At 68.5% G+C, this 26,077-nt stretch carries 24 protein-coding genes and 1 riboswitch; of the genes, 14 read left to right on the top strand and 10 right to left on the bottom strand.

Going from position 1 to position 26,077, the window contains the following annotated elements; all coding sequences use genetic code 11:
• Positions 1-4: 4 nt before the first annotated feature.
• The 5 genes from ABZS29_RS24580 (at position 5) to ABZS29_RS24560 (ending at position 6,360) form a co-directional block, all read left to right on the top strand.
• On the top strand, positions 5-1,573 hold the full coding sequence (locus ABZS29_RS24580; protein ID WP_355464904.1) for a CocE/NonD family hydrolase: 1,569 nt from the start codon (positions 5-7) through the stop codon (positions 1,571-1,573).
• On the top strand, positions 1,570-2,613 hold the full coding sequence (locus ABZS29_RS24575; protein ID WP_355464902.1) for a lactonase family protein: 1,044 nt from the start codon (positions 1,570-1,572) through the stop codon (positions 2,611-2,613). The genes ABZS29_RS24580 and ABZS29_RS24575 overlap by 4 nt, the downstream gene beginning before the upstream one ends.
• A gap of 77 nt (positions 2,614-2,690) precedes the next feature.
• Positions 2,691-5,147, top strand: a complete 2,457-nt coding sequence (locus ABZS29_RS24570) for a LamG-like jellyroll fold domain-containing protein (protein WP_355464900.1) — start codon at positions 2,691-2,693, stop codon at positions 5,145-5,147.
• Positions 5,148-5,225: 78 nt separating this feature from the next.
• On the top strand, positions 5,226-6,014 hold the full coding sequence (locus ABZS29_RS24565; protein WP_355464898.1) for an aldo/keto reductase: 789 nt from the start codon (positions 5,226-5,228) through the stop codon (positions 6,012-6,014).
• 3 nt (positions 6,015-6,017) lie between these two features.
• Positions 6,018-6,084, top strand: a riboswitch (guanidine-III (ykkC-III) riboswitch).
• 21 nt (positions 6,085-6,105) lie between these two features.
• On the top strand, positions 6,106-6,360 hold the full coding sequence (locus ABZS29_RS24560; RefSeq protein ID WP_355464897.1) for a hypothetical protein: 255 nt from the start codon (positions 6,106-6,108) through the stop codon (positions 6,358-6,360).
• On the opposite strand, the gene ABZS29_RS24555 is transcribed toward ABZS29_RS24560, so the two are convergent.
• Positions 6,357-7,202 carry a hypothetical protein gene (locus ABZS29_RS24555; RefSeq protein WP_355464895.1) on the bottom strand — a complete coding sequence of 282 codons (846 nt, stop codon included), beginning with the start codon at positions 7,200-7,202 and terminating at the stop codon, positions 6,357-6,359. The genes ABZS29_RS24560 and ABZS29_RS24555 overlap by 4 nt on opposite strands.
• 177 nt (positions 7,203-7,379) lie before the next feature.
• Between ABZS29_RS24555 and ABZS29_RS24550 the strand changes: the two genes are divergently transcribed.
• The 3 genes from ABZS29_RS24550 to ABZS29_RS24540 are packed head-to-tail and all read left to right on the top strand — an operon-like array spanning position 7,380 to position 10,359.
• The gene (locus tag ABZS29_RS24550) at positions 7,380-8,414 is read left to right on the top strand and encodes a MoxR family ATPase (protein ID WP_355464893.1); all 1,035 of its coding nucleotides are present in this window, start codon (positions 7,380-7,382) and stop codon (positions 8,412-8,414) included.
• Between the two features lie 29 nt (positions 8,415-8,443).
• Complete coding sequence (locus ABZS29_RS24545; protein ID WP_355465574.1) at positions 8,444-9,406, top strand: DUF58 domain-containing protein; 963 nt, start codon at positions 8,444-8,446, stop codon at positions 9,404-9,406.
• Positions 9,406-10,359, top strand: a complete 954-nt coding sequence (locus tag ABZS29_RS24540) for a VWA domain-containing protein (RefSeq protein ID WP_355464891.1) — start codon at positions 9,406-9,408, stop codon at positions 10,357-10,359. Before ABZS29_RS24545 ends, ABZS29_RS24540 begins: the two co-directional genes overlap by 1 nt.
• Before the next feature lie 19 nt (positions 10,360-10,378).
• On the opposite strand, the gene ABZS29_RS24535 is transcribed toward ABZS29_RS24540, so the two are convergent.
• The gene (locus tag ABZS29_RS24535) at positions 10,379-12,583 is read right to left on the bottom strand and encodes a glycoside hydrolase family 9 protein (RefSeq protein WP_355464889.1); all 2,205 of its coding nucleotides are present in this window, start codon (positions 12,581-12,583) and stop codon (positions 10,379-10,381) included.
• A gap of 190 nt (positions 12,584-12,773) precedes the next feature.
• Between ABZS29_RS24535 and ABZS29_RS24530 the strand changes: the two genes are divergently transcribed.
• Positions 12,774-13,784, top strand: a complete 1,011-nt coding sequence (locus ABZS29_RS24530) for a LacI family DNA-binding transcriptional regulator (protein WP_355464887.1) — start codon at positions 12,774-12,776, stop codon at positions 13,782-13,784.
• 160 nt (positions 13,785-13,944) lie between these two features.
• Positions 13,945-14,442: a DUF3145 domain-containing protein gene (locus ABZS29_RS24525; protein WP_132407265.1), complete on the top strand. Its 498-nt coding sequence runs from the start codon at positions 13,945-13,947 to the stop codon at positions 14,440-14,442.
• Between the two features lie 328 nt (positions 14,443-14,770).
• Here ABZS29_RS24525 and fabF read toward each other — a convergent pair whose 3' ends face one another.
• The 5 genes from fabF to ABZS29_RS24500 form a co-directional block, all read right to left on the bottom strand.
• On the bottom strand, positions 14,771-16,006 hold the full coding sequence (gene fabF, locus ABZS29_RS24520) for a beta-ketoacyl-ACP synthase II (protein WP_355464885.1): 1,236 nt from the start codon (positions 16,004-16,006) through the stop codon (positions 14,771-14,773).
• A gap of 103 nt (positions 16,007-16,109) precedes the next feature.
• Entirely contained in the window at positions 16,110-16,358 is a 249-nt protein-coding gene (locus tag ABZS29_RS24515) for an acyl carrier protein (RefSeq protein WP_171670712.1), read from the bottom strand.
• Positions 16,359-16,437: 79 nt separating this feature from the next.
• On the bottom strand, positions 16,438-17,433 hold the full coding sequence (locus ABZS29_RS24510; RefSeq protein ID WP_355464883.1) for a beta-ketoacyl-ACP synthase III: 996 nt from the start codon (positions 17,431-17,433) through the stop codon (positions 16,438-16,440).
• A 112-nt stretch (positions 17,434-17,545) separates the two neighbouring features.
• Entirely contained in the window at positions 17,546-18,469 is a 924-nt protein-coding gene (locus tag ABZS29_RS24505) for an ACP S-malonyltransferase (RefSeq protein ID WP_355464881.1), read from the bottom strand.
• A 78-nt stretch (positions 18,470-18,547) separates the two neighbouring features.
• A complete protein-coding gene (locus ABZS29_RS24500; RefSeq protein WP_355464879.1) occupies positions 18,548-19,753 on the bottom strand; it encodes a helix-turn-helix domain-containing protein in 1,206 nt (401 codons plus the stop codon).
• A 133-nt stretch (positions 19,754-19,886) separates the two neighbouring features.
• Here ABZS29_RS24500 and ABZS29_RS24495 point away from each other — a divergent pair, with 133 nt between their 5' ends.
• From ABZS29_RS24495 to ABZS29_RS24485, 3 genes are all read left to right on the top strand, one after another.
• Complete coding sequence (locus ABZS29_RS24495; protein ID WP_355464877.1) at positions 19,887-20,930, top strand: PHP domain-containing protein; 1,044 nt, start codon at positions 19,887-19,889, stop codon at positions 20,928-20,930.
• Entirely contained in the window at positions 20,927-21,937 is a 1,011-nt protein-coding gene (locus ABZS29_RS24490) for a pirin family protein (protein WP_355464875.1), read from the top strand. The genes ABZS29_RS24495 and ABZS29_RS24490 overlap by 4 nt, the downstream gene beginning before the upstream one ends.
• A 67-nt stretch (positions 21,938-22,004) precedes the next feature.
• Positions 22,005-22,190 carry a hypothetical protein gene (locus ABZS29_RS24485; RefSeq protein ID WP_355464873.1) on the top strand — a complete coding sequence of 62 codons (186 nt, stop codon included), beginning with the start codon at positions 22,005-22,007 and terminating at the stop codon, positions 22,188-22,190.
• A 133-nt stretch (positions 22,191-22,323) separates the two neighbouring features.
• On the opposite strand, the gene ABZS29_RS24480 is transcribed toward ABZS29_RS24485, so the two are convergent.
• Together ABZS29_RS24480 and ABZS29_RS24475 are read right to left on the bottom strand one after the other, a co-directional pair.
• On the bottom strand, positions 22,324-22,857 hold the full coding sequence (locus tag ABZS29_RS24480; RefSeq protein ID WP_355464871.1) for a hypothetical protein: 534 nt from the start codon (positions 22,855-22,857) through the stop codon (positions 22,324-22,326).
• Between the two features lie 62 nt (positions 22,858-22,919).
• A complete protein-coding gene (locus ABZS29_RS24475) occupies positions 22,920-23,447 on the bottom strand; it encodes a MarR family transcriptional regulator (protein WP_355464869.1) in 528 nt (175 codons plus the stop codon).
• 64 nt (positions 23,448-23,511) lie between these two features.
• Between ABZS29_RS24475 and ABZS29_RS24470 the strand changes: the two genes are divergently transcribed.
• Positions 23,512-24,525, top strand: coding sequence for an alpha/beta hydrolase-fold protein (locus tag ABZS29_RS24470; RefSeq protein ID WP_355464867.1), 1,014 nt, complete (start codon positions 23,512-23,514; stop codon positions 24,523-24,525).
• Here the strand turns inward: ABZS29_RS24470 and ABZS29_RS24465 are convergent.
• Entirely contained in the window at positions 24,522-25,991 is a 1,470-nt protein-coding gene (locus tag ABZS29_RS24465; protein WP_355464866.1) for an oligopeptide:H+ symporter, read from the bottom strand. The genes ABZS29_RS24470 and ABZS29_RS24465 overlap by 4 nt on opposite strands.
• Between the last annotated feature and the right edge of the window lie 86 nt (positions 25,992-26,077).

The following is a 26,077-nucleotide window of genomic DNA, read 5'->3' as shown; positions in this document are numbered from 1 at the left end:
GCCCGTGCGCAAGCTCCTCGCCGCCGTCGTTGCCGCAGCCCTGACCGTCATCGCCCTCGGGCCGCGCGCCGACGCAGCCCCACCCGGCTTCAGTACGGCGTACCAACGCATCCCCGGCGCCGGCGGCATCCAGATCGGCGCCGTCGTCCTCACCCCGACCGGCCAGGGCAGCGGTCCGTTCCCGCTGATCGTGATGCCGTCGAGCTGGGGCGTCCCCAACCTCGAGTACGTCGGCCAGGGCGCCAAGCTCGCCACCTCCGGCTTCCAGGTCATCTCGTACTCCAGCCGCGGTTTCTGGGACACCGGCGGCGGCATCGACATCGCCGGCCCGCCCACCGTCGCGGACGTCTCCAAGGTGATCGACTGGGCCGCCCTCAACACACCTGCCGACACCAGCAAGGTCGCCGCGATCGGCATCTCGTACGGCGCCGGTACGTCGCTCCTCGCGGCCGCGGAGGACCCCCGGATCAAGGTGGTCGGCGCGCTCAGCGGCTGGGCCGACCTGCTCCGCTCGATCAACCCGAACGAAACCGTCTCCCTCCAGGCCGTCGCCGGACTGCTTGCCCTCGGCAATATCACCGGCCACCCCGGACCCGAGATGCAGTTGCTGCAGACCAAGTTCCTCACCGGCCGGTACGACGACGCTGTCGCCGACGCGAAAGCGCTAGCCCCCGTACGCTCCGCCCAGACGGTCGTCGGCAAGATCAACGCCAACCGCCCGGCCGTGTTCCTGGCGAACGCCTTCGAGGACTCGATCTTCCCGCCGACCCAGTACACCGACTTCTTCACCGCACTGACCGTTCCGAAGCGGCTCCAGTTCGCCCACGGCGACCACGCGATCCCCGAGGTCCCCGGTGCGATCGGCCTGCCGAACGAGACCTGGGACGAGCTGATCGCCTGGACGCGCCACTACCTCACCGGCGTGAACAACGGCGCCGACGCCGAGTCGCCGGTCCAGCTCAAGTCTCAGCGCAACACCTGGCGCGGCTACAGTAGTTGGGCCGCGGTCGGTCAGCCGCGGACGACGTACCTGGGCAAGGGAAATCTTCAGACCAGACCAACGACCGGCTGGGAGCGCGGAATCGCCGCGGGCGTGCCGACCGTCGCCGACAGCGGGATCGCCCTGGTCTCCGGCGCTCTGCAGGGACTGCTGTCGATCCCGACCGGCGTCGCGACACCGTTGATCGATCGATCCTTCGCCGGTGTCTGGTCCGGAGAGGTCTACTCCAGCCCCACGGTCGTCAACGGATCCCCGAGACTGCACTTCACAGCAACACCCTCCGTGCAGGACACTTCACTCTTCGCGTACCTCTATGACGTCAACGCGCTAGGAGTCGGATCCTTGATCTCGCACAAACCGCTCACACTGCGAGGGGCAACCCCTGGCAAAGCCGTCCAGCTCGATCTGCAACTGGAGGCGACCAGCTGGGAGGTCCCGGCCGGTCACCACCTCACTCTCGTCGTCGACACCGTCGACCCGCGCTACCTCGGCCGGAGCTCCGTCGGCAGCTCGGTCACCTTCAGCTCACCCGCGGGCGACCCGGCGAGCTTGACCGTTCCGGTGGCCTCATGACCACGACGCGCCGAGGATTCCTCGGCCTCACCGCTGCCGCCGTCGCCGCCGCTCCGCTCAGTGCTCAGGCCGTGAGGGCGACGAAGTACCTCTACCACGGCAAGTACGGCGACGGTGTCGGCATCGCGTCGTACGACACTGCCGGCAAGGTCACGTCGACCGGCGTACTGAAGGGTGTCGCAGACCCGTCCTTCATCGTCCGCTCCGGCAACGTCCTCTACGCCGTCAACGAGCAGGAGACCGGAGCGGTCAGCGCGATCGCGATCGATGCCCCCGGCAAGCTCCGGCTACTGAATCGTCAACCCAACGAGGGCTCCGGACCTTGCCATCTGGCGGTTGCCAACGGCTACCTGTTGAGCGCCAACTACGGGTCCGGCGATGTCTCGGTGCACAGGCTCCGGGCCGACGGCGGGATCGGAAGCCAGACCGACCTCGTCAAGCATGTCGGCGATCAGCCGCACGCGCACCAGATCGTGGCGGCCGGCAACTACATCCTGGCCGTCGACCTCGGTACCGACTCGATCTACACCTACACGCTGGCGAGCGGCAAGCTCACGCTCAAGCAGCAGCTGACTCTGGCGGCCGGCGCCGGTCCGCGGCATCTCGCGTTCCATCCGTCGGGCAAGTTCGCCTACGTGGCGAACGAGCTGAACAGCACGATCACCGTCTGCAGCTATGCGGACGGCAAGCTCACCGCACTGAGCAGCCAGAGCACGGTCCCGGCCGGCTCGCCGACGAACTACCCGGGCGAAGTGATCGTGTCCCCGGACGGTCGATACGTCTACCTCACCAACCGCGGTCACAACAGCATCGCCGTCTTCGCGACCTCGGCGAGCGGGGACGCGCTCACGCTCAAGGCGACGCCCAGCGCGGGCGGCGTCTGGCCGCGGCACTGCATCATCGACCCGACCGGCGGGCTGATGTTCGTCTCCAACCAGAACTCCGGCAACATCGTCACGTTCGCGGTCGACCTCGCGTCTGGGAACCTGACTCAGAAGAGCTCGTTCAGTACGCCGACGCCGGTGTGCGTCAATGTTTGATTCTGATCGAGGTCTTGCGTTCTCACGTTAGAAACGTTTCCATTGGAGCGCCTTTCCCCGCCCTGAAAGGAGCTCCGATGTTCAAGCTTGCCGTCGCGGCCGCTCTTGCGGCCGCGACCACCCTCGTGCCGACGGCGCAAGCCGCCCCGGCCGAATGGCATCGCGGGACCCCGCCGCTCAGCACACCGTGGACCGATGACGTCTCGCCGTCCAACGCACTCCCGGAGTACCCGCGTCCCCAACTGACCCGCCCAGAGTGGCGCAACCTCAATGGGCTGTGGGAGTTCGCCGCCGCGGCGCCGGGGGAGCAGCCCCCGATCGGCCGCGCGCTCGGCGAGAAGGTCCTGGTGCCCTACCCGATCGAGTCCGCGCTCTCCGGCATCCAGCGGCACGAGGACCGGATGTGGTATCGCCGGACCTTCACCGTCCCGCAGCAATGGAAGAGCCAGCGCCTCGTCCTGCACTTCGGTGCGGTCGACTACGACGCCAAGGTCTGGGTCAACGGCCGCCTGGCCTCCACCCACCGCGGCGGGTACGACGGTTTCGACGTCGACGTCACGAACTACCTGCACAGCAGCGGCCCACAGGAGCTGATCGTCTGGGCCGAGGACCTGACCGACGAGACCTTCCAGCCGATCGGGAAGCAGCGCGAGGTCGGCGATCGCGGGATCTTCTACCAAGGCAGCTCCGGGATCTGGCGCACGGTCTGGATGGAGCCGGTGAACACCGCGTCCATCGAGCGACTCCAGCTCACCCCAGATCTGCCCGGCCAAGCGCTCAAGGTCACCGCGGACACAACCGGCCCGGCCGGTCTCGACGTCGAAGTAACGGCGTACGACGGTCGTCGGCAGGTCAGCAAGGTCCGCGGAAAAGCCGACACCGAGCTGCGCGTGCCGATCCCGAACCCGAAGACCTGGACGCCTGACAAACCGTTCCTGTACGACCTCACGGTGCGCCTGATCGATCGCGGCAAGACCGTCGACCAGGTCGGCTCGTACGCCGGGATGCGGTCGGTCGGTCTGGTGAAAGGGGCCGACGGCAAGCTTCGGATGGGTCTGAACGGCAAGGTCCTGTTCAACCTGTCCACGCTGGACCAGGGTTTCTGGCCGGACGGCCTGAACACCGCACCGACCGACGAGGCCCTCGCCTTCGATCTCGTGCAGCACAGGAAGCTCGGCTTCAACACCGTCCGCAAGCACATCAAGGTCGAGCCCGACCGCTGGTACTACTGGGCCGACAAGCTCGGTCTGATGGTCTGGCAGGACATGCCGGCCACCAAGACCTCGGCGATCCCGGAGCCGTGGCGCGCGCAGTTCAAGTCCGAGCTGCACGAGATGGTCGAGGAGCACAAGAGCTTCACCTCGATCACGGTGTGGGTGCCGTTCAACGAAGGCTGGGGGGAGTGGGACCGCGACGAGACCGGCCGGATCGCCGACTCGGTCAAGGCTCAGGACCCGTCCCGGCTCGTCAACGCGCACAGCGGCGTGAACTGCTGCAACTCCAAGGGCGACTCCGGCCGCGGTGACCTGCTCGACCATCACGCCTACCTCGGCCCCGGTACGCCGTCGCCCGCCGGCGAGCGCGCGTCGGTCGACGGCGAACACGGCGGCTTCGGCCTGAAGACGCCCGACCACATGTGGTTCGGCGACGGCTTCGCCTACGAGATGACGCCGGACAAGGCCACGCTGACCAGGCGGTACGTCGAGAACCAGCGCGACGTCCTGAAGTCGGCCAACCAGTGTGGGATCAGCGGTTCGGTCTACACCCAGATCACCGATGTCGAGGGTGAGCTGAACGGCTTCTTCACCTATGACCGGCAGGTCCCGAAGATGGACTTCGCCCAGGTGCGCACGATCAACCAGCAGATCATCGCGGGCGCCGACGGAACCGGAACCGGCGGGCCGAACCCCGGTCCCGGCACACCGGGTGCAGACGGCATCCACTTCTATCCGCTCGACGGCAGCGGCGAAGATGCCGTCGGCACCAATGACGCGACCTTGCAGAACGGCGCGATCTTCGCTCCCGGCAAGAACGGCCAAGCCGTTGCCCTGAACGGATCCAACCAGTACGTCGACACCGGTGCCGCGCTGCTCGACACCAGCGGCAACTACACCGCCAGCGCGTGGGTGAAGCTGAACAAGGTGGACGGTTTCCAGACCTTCGTCAGCCAGGACGGCGATCGCGACAGTGCGTTCTTCCTGCAGTACTCCGGCGCCGACCAGCGGTTCGCGATGAGTTTCCCGGGCGTCCGGGCGCTCGCGCCGACCAAGCCCAACCCCGATCAGTGGTACCACGTCACGGGCGTCCGGGACGCGGTCAAGGGAGAGCTCAGGCTGTACGTCGACGGCCAACTGGCCGGCGCGAAATCGGCCTGCAGCCTGGACTCGACCTCGACCGGTAACACCGTGATCGGCCGGGCGAAGTTCGGCGGCAACCAGGTCGACTTCCTCGACGGCACGATCGACCAGGTGCACCTCTACGACCGCGCCCTGACCGATCAGGAGGTCAAGGCCCTGTACGACTCCGGCCGCTGACACTCGGACCCGAGATGCGAGCACATCGCACACCACCGATCCTGGTAAGCACATAGACAGCCAGAGGAGGTGGGTGCGATGGCCGCGCCAAGCCCCGTGCTCGCACCTCAGTCCGTCAGCAAGTTCCGCCCGCCGCGCTTCGGCCTCAGCGGCTCGCGTCTGGGCGAACCCGACGGCGAATCCACGGCCGTCGCGACCGTCGACGCGGCGTACCAGGCAGGGATCCGCTTCTTCGACTCCTCCCCGGCGTACGGCGACTCCGAGACCAGACTCGGTACGGCGCTCAGCCGCCGCCCACGCGGTGAGTTCCTGCTCTCCACGAAGGTGGTCGGCGCGGACGCGGAGGAGTCGGTGCGGGGCAGCATGGAGCGGCTGGGTCTCGCTGTCGACCTGGTCCTGGTCGAGGACGCGTTCGAGCCGGCTCTCGACGGGCTGCGGCGCGACGGGCTGATCAAGGCGATCGGCGCCGTTTCGACCGACTGGCAAGTGCTTGATCGTCTCGTCCGCGATCACGAGCTCGACTGCGTCCTGCTGGCCGGGCGGTTCTCGCTGCTCGACCAGAGCGCGCGGCCGCTGCTGGATCGTTGCCTCGCGCGCGGAGTTTCGGTGATCATCTCCGGCGTGCTGTCACCCGAGGTTCTGCACTCCGACAGCGTGCAGGCCCGGCGGATCTCGGCCGTCTGCGAGCGGTACGGCGTTTCGCTGCCGCAGGCCGCGCTCGCGTTCCCCGCCCGGCACGCGGCTGTCACCTCGGTACTGATCTCGGCCGCGAGTCCGGCGGAGATCAGAGCCGATGCGGCGCTGGTCCGGCAGCCGGTGCCGGCGATGTTGTGGCGGGATCCCGAGCTGCTGCGTTTGCTAGCCTGAACGGAGGTCCTGCGCACCGCGGGCCCCGGACGAGTGGCGTCGTACCCGGTCGGTGACAAGACGACGCCTGCCCCTTGGAGGGGCTTCTCCGATGCATGCTGTCGACGTTTTCGAGATCATCGGCGCGTTGGTCATCCTGGTCGCGTTCGCCGCTGCCCAGGCCGGCTGGTTGCGCCAGCGCACCCTCACCTACCAGCTGCTGAACTTCCTCGGTTCCGGCCTGCTGGCCGTGATCGCGCTTCAGCAAGACTCCTGGGGCTTCCTGCTGCTCGAAGGCAGCTGGGCCGTGATCAGCCTGATCGGCCTCATCACCCTGCGGACAGACCGCGAGCCACAACAGGTCTAGAACTTGTCGCCCGGGTTGGTTGGACTGGGCGCGGTCGTCTCCGGCGTGCCGGTCGGGAGACTGCCGGACGGGTCCGGCGTGACCGGCGTGCTGGGAGGTCCGGTGGACCCCGGCGGCGGGGTCGTCGGCGTGATAGTCGTGGTGACGGTCCGGGACGGCGTCGGAATCACCGGCGGCGGGTTGAGCGGCGGCGAGTCCTTGAACAGCAGCCAGGCCGTCAGCAGCGCCAGCGCCATGATCAGCAGCATCGTGGCCAGCGCGTACCAGATCGCTGCCCAGGAGGCCGGCTTCAGGGCGGTCGGCCATGGCAGCGGCCAGATCCGGAACAGACCAGGCCGGCGACGGCCCTCCCAGTAGTGCCGGAAGTCGGGGCCGCGGCGCCGCCCCTGCTGCGGAATCCTGTCCATCAGTACGGCGGAGAGCACGTCCTCGCCGCGGCGCTCGGCCAGCAGCCGCTCGTCCGCCGCGGCACTGGACCCGTCGTCCTCGCGGATCGGCCCGAACGCGGCCCAGAGCGCGAGGTCGTCGTCGTCCTCGTCGTTGTGCGCCAGTACGACGTCCTCCGGCAGCGAGTCGACGGCGTGCACGAACCGGTCTCGCGCGGCGGCGTCGTCGGCCGAACCCTCGGTCATGATCGCGACCACGGCGTGCCGCCCGTGCTCGTCACTGGCCGTGTAGAGATAGCCGGCCGCGTTCGCGCCGAGCCGGCCGCGCAACCAGAACTCGCCGACCCGCGGCGGGTCCTCCGGCTGCAGCGGAAGGGCGGCAGGAATCGGCGACGGAGGCGCCTGCACCGGCGGCTCGGCCGGTGGCACCTCCGTGGTCGATTCGGTCGCGGTCATCCCCCCAATCCCACCACATCCCTGGTAGCACTGCCGCAACTCCCCGGGATTTGCGTCGCCGGGGAGGATGGGCACGGTGGGCCGTGGAGCGGCGGACCCGTGGATCTGATGGAATGGCCGGTGTCGAACGCATCGGGGAGTGACAAGGTCCGCGGTATGGACCCCGGAAGGACAGGCATGACCGAAACCACTGTGCCGGCTGCATCCGTGGCGCAGCAGTCCCGGCTGATCGGCGAGGCGCTCAGCGAGATCAAGCGGGTGATCGTCGGTCAGGAGCACATGGTCGAGACGCTGATGGTCTCGCTGCTGGCCAAGGGTCACTGCCTGCTCGAGGGTGTGCCGGGCGTCGCCAAGACGCTCGCCGTGCGGACCTTCGCGAGTGTGGTCGGCGGGACCTTCGCCCGGATCCAGTTCACGCCCGACCTGGTCCCCTCCGACATCGTCGGTACCCGGATCTACCGGCAGACCCGCGAGGCGTTCGACATCGAGCTCGGCCCGACCTTCGTGAACTTCGTCCTGGCCGACGAGGTGAACCGGGCCCCGGCCAAGGTGCAGTCGGCGATGCTCGAGCTGATGGCCGAGCGGCAGGTCTCGATCGGCGGCCAGACCTTCCCGATGCCGAAGCCGTTCATCGTGATCGCCACCCAGAACCCGATCGAGTCCGAGGGCGTCTACCCGCTGCCGGAGGCGCAGCGGGACCGGTTCCTGGTCAAGATCGACGTGCCGCACCCGCGCGGCCACGAGGAGTTCGAGATCCTCCGCCGGATGAGCGTCGACCCGCCGGAGCCGCGGCCGGTGCTGCAGCCGGACACGATCATGGAGCTGCAGCGCAGCGCCGAGCAGGTCTTCGTGCACAACCTCGTCGCGGAGTACGCCGTCCGCCTGGTGATGGCGACCCGGACGCCGACCGACTTCCACCTGCCCGACCTGGAGCCGATCATCGAGCTCGGCGTCAGCCCGCGGGCGACGCTCGGCCTGGTCTCGGCCGGCCGCGCGCTCGCGCTGATCCACGGTCGCGACTACCTGCTGCCGAGCGACATCCAGACCGTCGCCCTCGACGTGATGGGTCACCGCCTCGGCCTCACCTTCGACGCGGTCGCCGACAACATCGACCCGCGCGCCGTGGTCGAGCGCATCCTGGCCACCGTCCCGCCGCCGCAGCCCGTCTGGCGCGACGGCTCCGACGGCCAGGGTCGCCCGGAGTTTGTGTAGTGGCCAACCGTCCCGACCCGCGGGCTGCGATGACGATCTCGCAGCTCGCACCCGAGCGGGCGTTGCGGCGGCTGGAGTTGACCGTCGTACGGCGCCTCGAGGGGTATCTGCACGGTGAGCACATGGGCCTGTTGCCGGGGCCCGGCACCGAGCTGGCCGAAGCGCGGGCGTACCAGGTCGGCGACGACGTACGCCGGATGGACTGGGCGGTGACCGCGCGGACGACGATGCCGCACGTGCGCGACCTGATCGCGGACCGTGAGCTGGAGACCTGGGCGATGGTCGACCTGTCCGGCTCGATGAACTTCGGGACGTCGACGCTGGAGAAGCGGGAGCTCGCAGTCGCAGCGGTGGCCACGGTCGGCTTCCTGACTCACCGGCTAGGCGACCGCTTCGGCGGCCTGATGCTGCGCGACTCTTCGTTGCGGCGCTGGCCGGCACGCTCCGGACGCCTCGCCCTGTACGGACTGCTGCGCGCGCTGCTGGCCGAGCAGTTCACCGCCGAGCAGACTGCGCAGCGCAGTGATCTGTCTGCAGCCCTTGAATCGATGGCCCGGACGCAGCGCAAGCGCGGTCTGCGAGTGATCGTGTCGGACTTCCTCACCCCCGAGGACGGCGAGATCGACAGCCGGCTCGAGCCGTCCTGGGAGCGGGCGATGCGCAAGCTGACCGCCCAGCACCAAGTGCTCGCCGTGGAGATCGTCGACCCGCGCGAACTCGAACTACCCAACATCGGCGTCGTCATGATCGGCGACCCGGAGACCGGCCAGGTCCGCGAGATCGACACCCGCCGGCGCAAGGTCCGCGAAGCGTTCGCAACGGCCGCACTGGCACAGCGGGAACGAACCCGGATCGCCCTGCGTAGGGTAGGTGCGGGACATCTGGTCCTGCGGACCGACCGGGACTGGGTCGCCGACACCGTGCGGTTCGTGCTCGCCTACCGGCGGATGGCGCCGCGTTTGCACCAACCGCCGAAGGGAGTGGCTCGCTGATGGAGTTCCTGTCTCCCGGCCGGCTGTGGTTCCTGCTGATCATTCCGGTGGTCGTCGGGGCCTATCTGTATCTGCAGCACCGGCGCGCGCAGTACGCGCTGCGGTTCACCAACATCGCGCTGCTCGACCGGGTCGCGCCGCGCCGCCCGCAGTGGCGCCGGCACCTCGCGGTCACCTTCGCGTTGCTGGCCTGCATCTCCTGCATCGTGGCGTTCGCGCAGCCCAAGGACAAGGTCAAGGTGCCGCGCGAGCGGGCCACGATCGTGGTCGCGATCGACGTCTCGCTGTCGATGATGGCCACCGACATCGACCCGAACCGGCTCGAGGCGGCGAAGAAGTCGGCGAAGAACTTCGTCAACCAGCTGCCGACCAAGTTCAACGTCGCACTGGTCAACTTCGCCGGGTCGGCCTCGATCATCGTGCCGCCGACCACCGACCGGGCGACCGTGCTGCGGTCGATCGACGGACTGGACCTGGCCGAGTCGACCGCGACCGGTGAGGGCATCTTCACCTCGCTGCAGGCGCTCACCCAGGTCCCGCCGGACCCTGACCACCCGAACGACCCGGCCCCGGCGCGGATCGTGCTGCTCTCGGACGGCAAGCGGACGGTCGGCCGGACCGCGCAGGAAGGCGCCCAGGCCGCCAAGGCCAAGAAGACGCCGGTCTACACGATCTGCTTCGGCACCGACTCCGGCTTCATCGAGATGGACGGGATCCGGCAGCGCGTCCCACCGGACCGCGCCGAGCTCCGCAGTGTCGCCGAGATCAGCGACGGCAAGGCCTACACCGCGGAGTCGGCAGGCGAGTTGGAGGACGTCTACAAAGACATCGGCTCCTCGGTCGGCTACGACGAGGTGGACAAGGAAGTCACCTCCCGGTTCGCCGGGATCGCCATGCTGTTCACGCTGGCCGCGGCCGGTGCGTGCATCGCGATGGCGTCCCGCTTCCCTTAAAGCACACTGTCCCTAGGCGTCAGTTCTCGTCCGCGTACGTCGTCAGCCAGGCCAGCGCTGAGTTCCAGTTCACCGCGACCTCGTTGGTCGAGTACGAACCGATCTCGTCCAGGTAGCACTTCGCCGGTGCGCAGCCGACAAGGTTGCGCTGGGCAACAGGATCCTGCAGCCCCGAGTTCGGTCCGCCGGCCAGCGATCCCGGGTACGGCGACGGGTACGCCGGGTCCAGCGAGTGCGCCCAGAACCGGTGGTGCTGGTTGTGGCTGGCCCGCTCGCCGTAGCCGGTCACGTAGGACTGGTTGATCGCGTTCCGCCCGAGCAGGTAGTCCAGCGACTCCAACGCTGCCGACCGGTACGACGCCCGCCCGGTCAGGTCGGCGGCGATCGCGAGAATCATCGCGTTGTTCGCCGTACCGGAGTTCGAGCCCCAGACGTATTGGCCGTCCGCCGGCTTGTACGGATTGGCGTAGCCCTGCGACCGCAGGTCGGCGAGGTAGCTGTCGGCAACGGCTGAGATCCGGCGGATCAGCTTGATGCGCTCGACGATCGGCAGTCGCCACGCGACCCGGGCGAGCGCGAGATCCGCGAGTCCGCCGGTCTCCTGCCAGGAGAACCCGTCAGCCGCCTTCAGCCCAGTGGTGATATGCCGCTTGTACGACGCCTTGCCGGTGGTGGCGAACAGCTCGGCCGCGGCCCACGAGAACTCGTCGGTGACCTTCACGTCCTCGTACGCTCCACCGCCGACGCCGCCGGTCGGCGCGTAGACCTCCGGGTGCTGCTCAGCGGCCTTCCAGGCCGTCTGTGCAGCGGACAGACAGCGCGCGGCCAGTGCACGATCCCAGCGGGCGTAGACGCGGGCACAGCGGGCGCCGATGGCAGCAACGTTGAGGGTCGCGGCGGTCGACGGCGGATAGAGGTAGCGCTGCTGCGGGTCTGCGGCTGGGGCGAGCGGGAGACCGGTCCAGGCCTCGTCGTGGATCTTGTGGTGCACCATGCCGGCCAGCGGCTGACCAGCCGGGACCTGCATCCGCAGCAGGAAGTCGATCTGCCACTTCGCCTCGTCCAGCACGTCCGGCACCCGGTTGGTGTTCTCCGGGATCTTCAGACCGACGCTGCGGTCCGACTCCTCGTACAGGTCGAGCAGCTGCCATGCCGCGAGTGCGCCGTTGACGACGTACTTGCCGTGATCGCCGGCGTCGTACCAACCGCCGCGGACGTCGAGGCTGTAGTCGCAGCTGCCGGGGACGCAGGGGACCGAGGTGTCACCCTTGTTCGGCGCGACGCCGACGTGACCGGCCGCGCGAGCCCACGCGTCGCCGACGTACTTGGCTTCGATCGGGATCCCGCTGCGGTTGTTGTAGAAGTACTCGAGCGAGTCCTGTCGCAGGGCGGAGTACAGGTTCTTCGCGATGTCGAACGGCTCGCTGACGTGCTCGCCGACGACCAGCGTGAAGCCGGTGCCGGAACGCTTGTAGCTGCCGAAGTCGATCAGCTGCACGCTGTCACCCGACAATGCGTCCGGCCCGTACGGCGTCGTCTTGCCAGTGGCAACGGTCTTGTTGCCGGAATCAACGAGCTTCCAGACCAGGGGAGCGGTCTGATCCGTCACGTACGTCGCTCGGTGCGGACCGCCGGGCAGGTAGCCGAGCTGGTTGACCCGCACCGGTGAGCCGAAGTCCCGTACCCCACCAGGTGGCACGATCCCGCCGGTGACCGAGATGTTGTCCAGACACAACGTGTACGCCTCGGTCGCGCCACCGGCCTGGAACGACATCTGGCCGTGTGTGTCAGTCACCGGCGAAGTCCTGGTGAAGCTGAAGCTCTGCATCGACGTGCCGGCGGTGACGCTCTCGCCGACCACCGTCCCGTACGGCGGTCCCTGCTGCTGCAGGACGGCTTTGAACGAGATCGGCTTGCTGGCCGACGCGTCGAACTTCACCGTGTACGGCTGCCCCTCCTCCAGCGGTACACCGTCCTGGCCGATCATCACGTCCCACGGATTGGTCGTCCCGGCCGGGATCTCTGCGCACAGCTTCCCGTCGGCGACCGCGGCCGACGTGTTCGAGGTCCACCAGGGCTCCTGCCCGGTGTCGAAGGTCCCGTTCAAGATCCGCTCGTACGGCGGATCGGCCGCGGTGGCCGGCGTGGACGCGACCAGGGTGGCGCCGAGGACGGTGAGCGCGACGGCGCCGGCGAGACCTGAGGATCGTCGTACTGAGGGCATGGGCAGTGCCTCCGAAAGGCTGGGAGCGGTTGCAGAACCTGAGCCGAACTACAACCAAGTGGCGCCATGCTCCCCAGCCGTACAGACCATGTCAAGAGTCTGGGAGCGCTACCAGTTTCGGCCAGTCGAAAGCTGCTTGCCCAGGCTCGATGACTTACCCTCTAGTGACTCTCACGGTAAGGACCGACAGGTGACAGACCAGCTCAGACGCCAAGTGACGCTCGACGAGGTCGCCGAGCGTGCCGGTGTGTCGCGGTCGGCCGCATCCCGGGTGATCAACAACGCGCCCCACGTCAGCAAGGCGAAGCGGGACGCGGTGCAGCGAGCGGTCAGCGACCTCGGCTACGTGCCGAACGCGACCGCCCGCGCGCTGGCCACGCAGCAGGTCGGCGCAGTCGTACTGGCAATCTCCAGTGACAACTCGCAGGTCTTCACCGACCCGTTCTTCGCCGAGGTCGCGGTCGGGGTGAACTCGGTGCTCGAGGAGACCGAGCTCGAACTGGTGCTGCAGCTGGCGACGTCGACGCGCGGCCAGACCCGGCTCGAGCAGGTGCTCCGCACCCGGCAGGCCGACGGCGTCATGCTGATGTCGATGCACGGTGACGATCCGCTCGCGCAGATCGCCGAGAACTCCGACGTACCGGTGGTCTTCGGCGGTTGCCCGGTCGGCTTCGAACCGAGGTACTACGTGGATGCCGACAACCGCGGTGGTGCGCGCCTCGCCACCGAGCATCTGGTCGCGATCGGCCGGACCCGGATCGCCACGATCACCGGCCGGATGGACGAGGGCGCCGGAACCGCGCGGTACAAGGGATATCAGGACGCGCTCGCGGTCGCCGGGCTGGACGCGAGCAGGGTCGTGTACGCCGACTTCAGTGAGGAGAGCGGTGGTCGCGCGATGGAGCAGTTGCTGGCTGACCATCCGGACCTCGACGCGGTCTTCGTCGCATCGGACCAGATGGCGATCAGCGCGATGCGCGTCCTGAAGGACTCCGGACGAACCATCCCTGGTGATGTCGCGGTCGTCGGCTTCAACGACGTCGTACTGGCGCGGCACACCGAGCCGCCGTTGAGCACGGTCAGCCAGCCGATCCAGTCGCTCGGCCGGGAGATGGCCCGGATGCTGCTCGCGCTGATCGCGGGGGAGTCCCCGACGCCGCTGATCCTGCCCACCCGCCTGGTACGGCGCGCCTCCAGCTGAGCCGAGCGGTCGCCGCGACACGGCGGTGATGTGGTTGACACGGCGAGGTTGCTGGTGTTGGAGGGGTCTGTGGTGCAAGATGTACGCAGGCTCTGCTGGGATTGACGGAGTTGTGCTCGAGATCGCTGGGGAAGGCGCCCCTCGAACACAGGAGGTCCCGGTGGCGACGACTCGTGGCGTTTTGTACGTCCACACGGTGCCGTCAGCGTTGTGTCCGCATGTTGAGTGGGCCGCAGGCGGTGTTCTTGGCGTGCCCGTGAAACTTGACTGGACGCCGCAGCCCGCGGCTCAGGGCACCTATCGGGCCGAGCTGTCCTGGCAAGCCGAGGCCGGCACGGCGGCGAAGCTTGCCTCCGCGCTGCGCGGCTGGCAGAAGCTGCGCTTCGAGGTGACCGAGGAACCGACCAACGGTGTCGAGGGCGAGCGGTACTCGTTCACTCCGACGCTCGGCGTCTTCCACGCGACCACCGGGGTGCACGGCGACATCATGGTGCCCGAGGAGCGGCTGAAGGCAGCGATGCTGAAGGCGGCGACCGGCGAGGCCGATCTGACCGAGGAGGTCGAGCGTTTGCTCGGCCGGCCGTGGGACGACGAGCTCGAACCCTTCCGGTACGCCGGAGACGGTGCTCCGGTCCGCTGGCTGCACCAGGTTGTCTGAGCCCAATACTGAGCGCTGGCTGAGAACTTGAGAAGAAAGCTTTGAAGGGCACAGACAAGCACCGAACTTTTCGGGCAGAGTGAGCATCAGACATTCCACAAGGGTGGAGGGGCCGTGGCCGCTGGGCCACCGGGTGTCGGGACACCCCCGGTGTTCACAAACAGCGGCCGCACCACTTGAAGGGCGCGAACCTCACGGTTCGCGCCCTTCGTGCGTCCTGATCACAGGACGTATACGTGCAACGCCCCGCTCGCCGGGGTCGGTGAGCGGGGCGCCGGGTGCTCGTCGGGTTATACGTCCTGTCGGTCGGAGGATTGCCCGGCAGTCGTCAGACGGTTTTGAAGGCGATGGCGGCGTTGTGGCCGCCGAAGCCGAAGGAGTTGTTGAGGGCGGCGATGTCGCCGTCGGGGAGCTTGCGCTGCTCGGTGGCGATGTCCAGGTCGATCTGGTCGTCGAGCTTGTCGAGGTTGATGGTCGGCGGGACGACGCGGTGGTGCAGGGCGAGCACGGTCGCGATCGACTCGACCGCACCGGCCGCGCCGAGCAGGTGACCGATCATCGACTTCGGCGCGGTCGCGATCGCGTGGTCGGCCTCCTTGCCGAGGGCCAGCCGGATCGCCAGCGACTCGGCGATGTCGCCCTGCGGGGTCGAGGTGGCGTGCGCGTTGATGTGGTGGATGTCGGCCGGGGTCAGATCGCCTTCGGCCATCGCGCGCTCCATCGCCCGCCGTGCGCCGGAACCGGTCGGGTCGGGCTGCGCGATGTCGTGACCATCGGCGGAGATCCCCGCGCCGGCGATCTCGGCGTAGATCTTCGCGCCGCGGGCGACCGCGTGCTCGTAGGACTCCAGCACCAGGACGCCGGCACCCTCACCGAGCAGGAATCCGTCCCGGTCGGCGTCCCACGGCCGCGACGCGCGCTCGGGCTCGTCGTTGCGCTTGCTGAGCGCCATCATCTGGCTGAAGGCGGCCAGCGGCAGCGGCATGATCGTGCCCTCGGTCCCACCGGCCAGTACGACGTCCGCCCGGCCGAGGCGGATCTGGTCCAGTCCGAGCGCGATCGCTTCGTTGCCGGAGGCACAGGCCGACACCGGCGTGTGCACACCGGACTTGGCGCCGAACTCGAGGCCGACGTACGCGGCGGAGGAGTTCGGCATCAGCATCGGGATCGCCAGCGGGGAAACGCGCCGCGGGTTCTTCAGCAGCGCGTCGTAGTTGGACAGTGTGGTGTGCAGGCCACCGATGCCGGTGGCAACGGCCACACCGAGTCGCTCCTTGTCCAGCCCGGCGTCCTCGAGGCCGGCGTCGGCCCAGGCTTCGCGGGCGGCGACCACGGCGAGCTGCGCGTTCCGGTCGAGCCGGCGCGCCTTCACCCGCTCGATGATCTCGGTCGGCTCGACGGCCACCGGTGCGGCGATCTGGACGGCCAGGTTCTGCACCCAGTCGTCGGTCAGCCGGCGGGCGCCGGAGCGTCCGGCCAGCAGGCCTTCCCAGGAGCTGGCCACATCGCCGCCGAGCGGGGTGGTGGCTCCGAGCCCGGTGATCACGACTCGGGTCTTCGACATCTGTACCTCATCCTTCACGAGATCTGGGGAACGGGAGGGCCGGTGGTGCTCATCGGTTCTGAGCCCGATGAGCACCGGCCAGCACGGTGACGGCTGAGGTTGGTCAGCCGTTCTGGGCGCGCTCGATGAACGCGACCGCGTCGCCGACGGTCTTCAGGTTCTTGACCTCGTCGTCGGGGATCTTCACGTCGAACTTCTCCTCGGCGGCCACGACGACCTCCACCATGGAGAGCGAGTCGACGTCGAGGTCGTCGGTGAAGGACTTGTCCAGCTGGACGTCCTCGACCGGGATACCGGCGATCTCGTTCACGATCTCGGCGAGGTCGGAGCGGATCTCTTCGGTGCTGGCCATTGCAGTGGTTCCCTTCGAATGGTTGATTCAGCCGGTGCGGCCACCTGAGCCGCCCCGGACAACTATGTCCTTGCGGACACTACGGCAGCCGGATCACCTGGGCGGCGTACACGAGGCCGGCGCCGAAGCCGATGACGAGCGCGAGGTCGCCGCTCTTGGCTTCGCCGGACTCGCGCATCGCGGTGATCGCGAGCGGGATCGAGGCGGCGGACGTGTTGCCCTGCCGTTCGATGTCGCGGGCAACCTTCACGTGGTCGGGCAGCTTGAGCGCGCGGCGCATCGCGTCGGTGATCCGCATGTTCGCCTGGTGCGGCACGAACAGGTCGAGCTCCTCGGCCGGTACGCCGGCCACGTCGAGCGCCTGCTGTGCGGTCTTGGCCATCTCGTACGACGCCCAGCGGAAGACCGGGTTGCCGTCCATCGTGAGGTGCGGCCAGTTCTGGCTGCCGGCCGCCTCCTGCCACGACTCCTTCTGACTGATCACCTGGTGCTGCGTACCGTCGGAGCCCCACACGACCGGGCCGATCCCCGGCTCGTCGGTCGGCCCGACGATCGCCGCACCGGCGCCGTCGGCGAAGATGAACGCCGTACCGCGGTCGGTCCGGTCGGTGATGTCGCTGAGCCGCTCGACGCCGATCGCGAGCACGTACTTCGCGCTGCCGCCGCGGACCATGTCACTGGCCAGCGCGAGGCCGTAGCAGAACCCGGCGCACGCCGCGGAGACGTCGAACGCGGCCGCGGTCGGGGCGCCCACCTCGACGGCGATCCGGGTCGCGATCGCCGGGGTCTGGTAGAGGTGCGTGACGGTGGAGACCACGACACAGCCGATCTGGGCCGGGTCGATCCCCGACTCCTTCAGCGCGTCCTTGGCCGCCTCGACCGACATCATCAGCACGGTCTCGTCGTCGGAGGCCCAGCGGCGCTCCTTGATCCCGGACCGGGTCTGGATCCACTCGTCGCTGGAGTCGATCTGCTCGAGGATCTCCGAGTTCGGTACGACGCGCCGCGGCCGGTACGACCCGATCCCGAGAACTCCGGCGTGCTGCGCACCCGTTGATGCGGCAATGCCGGTCATGAGGCCCCCTTACTGGACTGAGGAACGGAGGGAGCGAAGCGACTGGAGAGACGAGAGAAGGAAGGGAACCAGGCCTCAGGACCCGCCGCGCGGAGCGTGGCAATGTGCACTGTCATGCGGAGTCTCCATGCTTCTGGACGAACGCGCGGGCGTCGTCGAGCTGGTCCGGCGTCTTCAGGGCGAAGGTCTCGACGCCCTTGAGGTTGCGCTTGGCGATACCGACCAGCGTGCCGGCCGGCGGCAGCTCGAGGATGCCGGTGACGCCGAGCTCGGTGAAGGTCTGCATGCACAGGTCCCAGCGGACGGGGGAGTTCACCTGGGCGACGATCCGCTGCAGCGCGTCCTGCCCGTCGGTGACGACCTGGCCGTCGCGGTTGGACAGCAGCTTGGTCGCCGGCTCACCGGTGGAGATCGCGGCGGCGTACTTCGCCAGCGTCTGAACCGCCGGCTCCATGTGCTTGGTGTGGAAGGCGCCGGCCACCGACAGCGGGATCAGGCGCGCCTTGGCGGGTGGGTCGCCGGCCAGCGCGGCCAGCTCCTCGACCGTGCCGGCCGCGACGATCTGACCGGGGCCGTTGTCGTTGGCGGGCGTCAGCCCGTACTCCGCGAGCTTCGCGAGCACCTCGTCGCGGTCACCACCCAGTACGGCGGTCATCGAGGTGGCGGTCAGCGCGGCCGCACCGGCCATCGCCTTGCCCCGCTCGCGGACGAGAACCATCGCCTGCTCGACGGTCAGCGCACCCGACAGCGCGGCGGCAGCGAGCTCACCGACGCTGTGACCGGCGAACGCACCAACCTGCACAGGCTCGGTGAACAGCGCGGGCGCGGCGGCAAGACCGGCCGCGACCAGCAGCGGCTGCGCGATCGCGGTGTCCCGGATGGTGTCGGCATCCGCTTGGGTGCCGTAGTGGGCGAGGTCGAGACCGGCGACCGCGGAGAGCCAGTTGAGCCGGCTCTCGAAGGCGGGATCGGCCAGCCACGGCTCGAGGAAACCTGGGGTCTGGGCACCCTGACCGGGCGCAACGATGACGAGCACGTGACCACTCTCCCTGACCGGCTGCCTTCACGGGCCGGAATGCAGCACGAATTCTGACCGGCCCTGTTTGTAGAGATCCTACAAAACGGAGCTTCCGGGCTCCGGATTGAGCAGGCGGCCGAGGGCGAGTGCGACACGCAAGGTGAAAGCGTCTCGCGGATTCAGCGGCTGGAGGCCCGTGAGATCGGCCACACGCTTCAACCGGTACCGGACGGTATTGGCGTGGATGAACATCGCCCGGGCCGTCGCCTCGATCGAACCGCCGGAGTCCAGGTATGCCGAAACGGTGTCGAGCAGCACGCCTTCGCCGATTGTGAGCGGGCCGTAGACCTCGGTAGCGAGTTGCCGGCGCGCATGACCGTCTCCGGAGAGTGACCGTTCGGGGAGCAGTTCGTCGGCTTGGACAGGCCGTGGCGCGGCAGGCCAGGCCGGTACGGCGCGCAGCCCGGCGACCGCCGCTCGTGCCGACGTCACGGCCGCCATCAGGTCTTTCACCACCGGCCCGACGACGATCGGACCAGGCCCGAACCAGTGCGCCAGCCTTTGTACGATCTCCACAGGTTTGCCCGTACCGCCGAGTACAACCACCAGCCGGTCGCCCTGGATCGCACACAGAGCGTCAGCCCCGGCCTCGCGGGCGGCGTGCCGGACGGCGTCGGCCACGTTCGCGTTGCCCTCAGCCGCCGGGGCCCTGCCGACGACCACCGCGACCTCGGCGGATCCCGTCGTACCGGCTGCTCCGGTCCAGCCGAGGGCGGACGCACGGGAACGCACCGAGTCGTCGGCCTCGCCGCGGATCACCGAGTCCACCACGAGAGCTTCGAGCCGCGCGTCCCACGCGCCGCGCATCTCGGCGGCCTGCGCGTAGACCGTCGCCGCCGCGAACGCGACCTCCCGCGCGTACCGCTGCATCGCCCGCTGCACCGCCGGTACGTCGTCCGCCGGCAGCAGGTCGTCGATCGCGGTCTCCATCATCTCGATGGTGGTCCGGACGAGATCGACCGTCTGATGCAGCGAGATCACCCGGGTGAACTCCCGCGGCGCGGACCCGAAGATCCGCGTCGGCATCGACGAGTGCTCCTCCGGATCGCGGAACCAGTCCACGAACGCGGTGATCCCCGACTGCGCGACCAGCCCGATCCACGACCGGTCCTGCGCCGACAACCCCCGGAACCAAGGCAGCTTCTCCTCCATGGCCGCAGTAGCGGCAGTAGCCAACGCCCCCGTCTGCCCCTGCAACCGCTCCACCCGCGCCAGATGCGCCCTGGTCTCCGCCTTACCCACCCCCCGACCCTAGCCTCCGCCCCACCCCCATTTGCCTGGCTAGGCACGCAAATGCGGGGTTCTCCACCCATAACCACGGTGCCGAACCCCGGATATGAGTGGCTAGGCAGGCAAATGGCGGGAAGATGGGGGGATGACGGACAAGGCGGGTGTGGATGCTGCCGTGGAGGCGTTGCGGGCGATCGGGTACTACCTCGAGCGCGATCGGCAGCCGACGCATCGGGTGAAGGCGTACCGGCGGGCGGCGGACACCATCGAGGCGCTGCCGGCGGCCGAGGTGCGGGCGCGGCGGCGGGCCGGGACGCTCACCGAGTTGCCGGGGATCGGACCGAAGACCGAGGCCGTGATCCTGGAGGCGATGGACGGCGAGACCCCGTCGTACCTGACGAAGCTGGAGGGCTCGGCCGGCGAGCTGACCACAGCGGGTACGGCGATGCGCGCAGCGCTGCAGGCCGACCTGCATCTGCACTCGGAGTGGTCCGACGGCGGCAGCCCGATCGAGGAGATGGCCCGGACGGCGCATCGGCTCGGCCACAAATACATGGCGCTCACCGACCACTCGCCCCGGCTCACGGTCGCGAACGGCCTGTCCCGGGAACGGCGGCTGCAGCAGATCGAGGTCGTTGCCGAGCTCAACAAAAAGCTGTCCAAGGAGCTCGACGGGTTCACGATCCTGAACGGCATCGAGGTCGACATCCTCGACGACGGTTCGCTCGACTGCGACACCGAGATCCTGGCCCGCCTCGACCTCGTCGTCGCGAGTGTCCACTCCAAACTCCGGATGGCCTCCGAGCCGATGACCGAGCGGATGGTCACAGCGATCGCCAACCCGCACGTCGACGTACTGGGTCACTGCACCGGCCGCCTGATCACCGGCGGCCGCGGCACCCGCCCCGAGTCCGACTTCGACGCCGAAGTCGTCTTCGAAGCGTGCCGCCAGTTCGGTACGGCGGTCGAGATCAACTCCCGCCCCGAACGCCTCGACCCGCCGAAGCGCCTGCTCGCCCTGGCCGCCGAGATGGAGTGCGTCTTCAGCATCGACACCGACGCCCACGCCCCCGGCCAGCTCGACTGGCAGGTCTACGGCTGCGAGCGCGCCGAAGCCTGCGACGTCACCCCCGACCGAGTCATCAACACCTGGGACCGCGACGAACTGCTCGAATGGACGGCGTCATGAGCGATCTGGAGAAGGATCCGGCCGAGGTCGTCTGCACCGGGTCTGAGCAGGGGCCGGTGTTCGAGTTGCTGGAACCGCGTGAGGTCGTGCTCGGACGGTCGACCAAGGTACGGCGGTTGCTGCCGAACAAGAACCGCCGGATGGTCGGCGCGTGGTGCTTCGTCGACCACTATGGGCCGGACGATCTGACGCAGGAGCGCGTTGACTCGTACGACGCGCCGGGGGAGCGGGGCATGCTGGTTCCGCCGCACCCGCATACGAGTCTGCAGACGGTGAGCTGGTTGTTCGAGGGTGAGATCGAGCATCGCGACAGCGTTGGCTCCCATGCCTTCGTCCGCCCCGGCGAGCTCAACATCATGACCGCGGGCAACGGCATCGCGCACTCGGAGGTCTCGACGCCGGACGCGCCGCCGATGCTGCACGGCGCCCAGCTCTGGGTCGCCCTCCCGGACTCAGTCCGTACGACGACTCCGCCGGCCTTCAATGCGTACGCCGACCTACCGCAGTTCGAGGTCGACGGCGCCCACGTCACGGTCATGATCGGTACGGTTGCCGGTGTCACCTCGCCGGCTCCGGCGTACACGCCGCTGGTCGGTGCCGACATCACCATCCAGCCAGGCCGGACCTTGCCACTCCCGCTCACGCCTTCCCACGAGTACGCCGTACTGGTCGTCGACGGCTCGCTCACCGTCGGGCACCTCACACCGTCGTTCGGCGAAATGGCCTATCTCGGCGCCGGCCGCGACACGGTGGACTTGGTTGCCTCTGACAACGGAGTGCGGCTGCTGCTCCTCGGCGGCGAACCGTTCACCGAAGAGCTCGTGATGTGGTGGAACTTCATCGGCCGCACCCACGACGACATCGTCGAAGCCCGCGAAGCCTGGCAGGCCTCCATTGGAGCCGCCGGCAACGACCGCTTCCCGACCGTCCCCGGCTACGCCGGCGACCCGCTCCCGGCACCACCGCTCCCCGGCACCACCCTCAAACCCCGACCGCGCGCCCGCTGACCGAGTTATCCACAGGTAGGACGAAGACCGGTTGCGGCCCGGCCCGTAGACCGGCGAGAGTTGCCGCATGACCGACAACGACGGCGACGCATCGATTCTCGGCCAGGTCCCGCCGTACGAGTGGGACGACGAGCAGGCGATCAGCTTCGAGGTCGCCCAGGACACCATCAGCCTCTTCATCGCCCACTGCACCGATCGCTATTGGACCGAGCGCCGCAAGGACGCGCCGGACGAGTCGGTGATCGAGCACTGACTCCCGAGCGCACTGCATCAGGCGGTCCAGCGTGGCACCTGGAGCTTCGGGAGATCGCACGGCTCGCGGCTCGGTTGGTGGTGCCGGGAACCCCGCTCGAGGCGGCGGCTCGCCCCCGGCGCCCTCGGGCGCGTCAGACCAGGGCGTTGACGCGGGGTTGAGTTGTGCGACGGCGGCGGTAGTAGGCCCAGGTGATGAGGAGCAGTGACGGGCCCCAGAGGTGCAGGAGGCTGTAGCTGCCGACCATGAGGTACTGCCAGAAGTGGTTGGAGAAGTAGAGGAAGCTGTCGGTGTAGGCGTCGCGCATTCCCCAGGTCCACAGTGCGATCAACGACAGGCCGCCCAGCGTGGCCGGGATGATCGCCGCGTACGGCGCCACTCGGCGACCGCCGATGAACGGGATCCAGGCGGGGACGACTTCGCCCCAGCGTTGGACGAGGCCGAGGCCGGTCAGCGCAAGAGCCTCGGAGACGAGCGACAGCCCAACGATGTACAGCTTGACCCCGAAGCCCTCGGCGTACGTCGGATGGCCACTGGCGTCGACCATGCCCATCGAGGAGCCGAACACCAGGCCAAGGCGCCACAAGCTCGATGGCAGGACGAAGAACGGGATGGCGTGGGCGAGGCGATAGGCCCAGCGGGGGACAGGGCGGTCGGTCGATTGCATGCTTCGAGCATCCGCCGCCGGACCGTACCCAGGCATCACCCGCTGGAGTGAAGCGGCTCCTTCTACGGAGCGATCTGCGGGCTGGGCATCAGCTCGGTGCCGTCGGCTTCGGCGGCGACAACGACCTTGCGGAGCAGCTTGATCAACGTCTCCCGTTCCCGAGCTGACAGCGGTTCGAGCAGCTCCTGCTCAGCCCCGGCCTGCGAGCCGATCGATGACTCCCACGCACGATGGCCGGCCTCGGTGAGCACGACGACCACGCTGCGACGATCGGTGGCCGCCCGGCTGCGAGCGACCAGCCCGGCCTGCGTCAGCCGATCCAGCCGGTTCGTCAACGTGGCCGGATGGGTGTCCAGAGCGACGGCGAGTGCGGTCGGCGTCACGCTGTACGGCGGTCCCGCGGCGCGCAACCGCCACAGAATGTCGTACTCCCAGCTCCGCAACCCGAGCTCCTGCAGTGCCGCCGCGCGCCGTTGCTGTAGATGCCGCACGAGCATCTGCATCCGCGTGACGACGCCCTCTACCTCGACGTCGAGGTCGGGCACCTCGTGCTGCCAGAAGTCGATGTGCCGATCGATCGAGTCCCGCATGACCCTGATGGTACTACGATTCAATATATTATGATTTCGTAGTATCAATCCCGAGGAGCTGCCTGTGCTCGACCTGACCGGACGACTCGACGAAGCCACCATCGACAGCCGGCTCTTGAGAGGCAACCCGCTCGGCGACCCGTCCCACCGGCCGGTCTGGGTCTACACCCCGCCTGGCTACGACGACGGCGTCACTCGCTATCCGACCGTCTACCTGCTGCTCGGCTTCGGCGGCTCGTTGCCGTTATGGCGCAACCGGATGCCCTACCGCCAACCCGTTCCCGAGCTGATCGACCGTCTGTTCGCCCGCGGCGAGGCGCCGGGCCTGATCGTGGTCTACGTCGACGCCTTCACCAAGTACGGCGGCAGCCAGTACGTCGACTCGCCCGGAACAGGCCCGTATCACTCGTACCTGTGTGACGAGGTGGTCCCGTGGGTCGACGCCAACTACCGCACGCTCGCCGACCGCGACCACCGCGCGATCGCGGGCAAGTCGAGTGGTGGCCTCGGTGCGATGATCACGCCGATGCTCCGGCCGGACCTGTTCGGTGCGTTCGCCACTCACTCGGGTGATGCGTTGTCCGAGGCGCAGTACATCCCGCACTTCCTCTGGGCAGCGCGCCACCTCCGCCAGTACGACGGTGACATCTTCAAGTGGTGGACCGACTTCACTTCCCGGACGGCGTTCACCAAGCCAGAGGACGAGCGGTTGCTCGAATTGCTCGGTGTCTCCGCCTGCTTCTCACCGGACGCCGAAGGCCGACCCGAGTTGCCGTTCGACTCCACGACCGGCGCGCTCAAGCCCGACGTGTGGGAACGCTGGCTGCGCTGGGACCCGATCCGGATGGCACCTGATCACGCCGAGGCGCTGCGGTCCCAGCGGGCGATCTGGATCGACGCCGGGACGAGCGACGAGTGGTTCCTCGATCTCGGCGCGCAGACCTTCCGGCAGTCGCTGACAACGCTCGGAGTGGCGGACGACGTCGTACGGTTTGAGCTGTTCGACGGCGGTCATCGTGCCGTCGAGTACCGCCAGCCACTGGCCGTCGCGTGGCTGGCGGAGCGACTGACCGCCTAGTGCTCCTGCTTGGTGTGGCGCTTGATCCAGGGCGCCAAGATGTAGAGGGCCAGCGCGAAGACGATGGTCACGATGGCCAGACCGCCGAAGTACGCCGTGTCGGACGCGCCTTCGGTGGCCTGGACCAGCTGGGCGGTGATCGCCTGGCCGGCCGCGGGTGCGAGGAACCAGAGCGCCATCATCTGGCTGAGGAACGCCCGCGGAGCGAGCACGGTCGTCGCGGCCAGGCCGACAGGGGAGAGGAAGAGCTCGCCGAGGGTCTGGATGACGTAGACGAGCACCAGCCACAACGGTGAGGCGAGCTTGGTGCCGACGACGTTCGAGGCGAGCGCCATCACGGCGAACGAGATCCCGGCCAGCAGGAGACCGGTCGCGAACTTCTGGCCGATGCTCGGGCCGCGGTCGCCGAGCTTGATCCAGATCACCGCGAAGACCGGCGCCAGCACGATGATCGAGAACGGGTTGATCGACTGGAAGAACTCCGGCGAGATCTGGACGCCGAACAGATCCAGGTTGGTGCGGTCGGCGGCGAACGAGGTCAGCGTCGTCGCCGCCTGCTCGAAGACCATGAAGAACAGCATCGCCGCGATGAACAACGGGATGTACGCGCGGACGCGCTGCCGTTCGACCGGCGTCACCAGCGGGCTGCGCAGCAGCATCGTGAAGTAGGCGATCGGAGCCAGGAAGCACAGGTACGAGATCGCGTCGACGACCGGCTTCGGCCCGAAGCCGCCGGACAGTGCGGCCGAGAGGAAGAAGACGACCAGCAGCAACGCGACCACGGCGGCCGAGACCTTGATCATCCCCGGCCGGTCGGCGGCGGTCAGCGGGTTCGGCGGGGTGTCGCCGCGACCGTGCAGCGTCCGCCGGCCGAGCAGGTAGGCGATCAGCGCGAGCGTCATCCCGACCGCGGCGGCCGCGAAGGCCACGTGGAAGCCGAACTCGCGGCGCAGGAACCCGACCACGAACGGGGCCGAGAACGAGCCGATGTTGATCCCCATGTAGAAGATCGAGAACGCCGAGTCGCGCCGCGCGTCACCCTGCTCGTAGAGCGTGCCGACCATCGTCGACACGTTCGGCTTCAGCAGACCGGTGCCGAGGGCAACCAGCGCGATCCCGACGTACGCCGTACCGGTCGCGGGCAGGGCGAGACAGATGTGCCCGGCCACGATCACCGACCCGCCGTACAGGACCGTACGGCGGGCGCCGAAGACGCGGTCGGCGAACCAGCCGCCGAGCACCGAGAGCAGGTAGACCGAGGCGCCGTAGATCGACACCACGGCCTGCCCGAGCGACTCGCCCAGACCGAGGCCGTGCGCCTTGTCGGTCAGGTAGAGCAGCAGGATCGCGCGCATGCCGTAGTAGCTGAACCGCTCCCACAGCTCGGTCGTGAACAGCGTCATCAACCCACGCGGATGCCCGAAGAATGTCTTCTCCGGGCGCTCGGCCGACTGCGATACCGACACGGTCTGCTACTCCCTGTTGAACTGGTTGGCAAGCGCATCGACCGTAACGCGTCCAGGTGGCCGACCGCCAACCGGCCCCGAGTGGT

The sequence above is a fragment of the Kribbella sp. NPDC005582 genome, from assembly GCF_040605415.1.
Classification (GTDB): domain Bacteria; phylum Actinomycetota; class Actinomycetes; order Propionibacteriales; family Kribbellaceae; genus Kribbella.
Note: the sequence above shows the minus strand (reverse complement) of the source record. Positions and strands in the feature narration are given on the sequence as shown.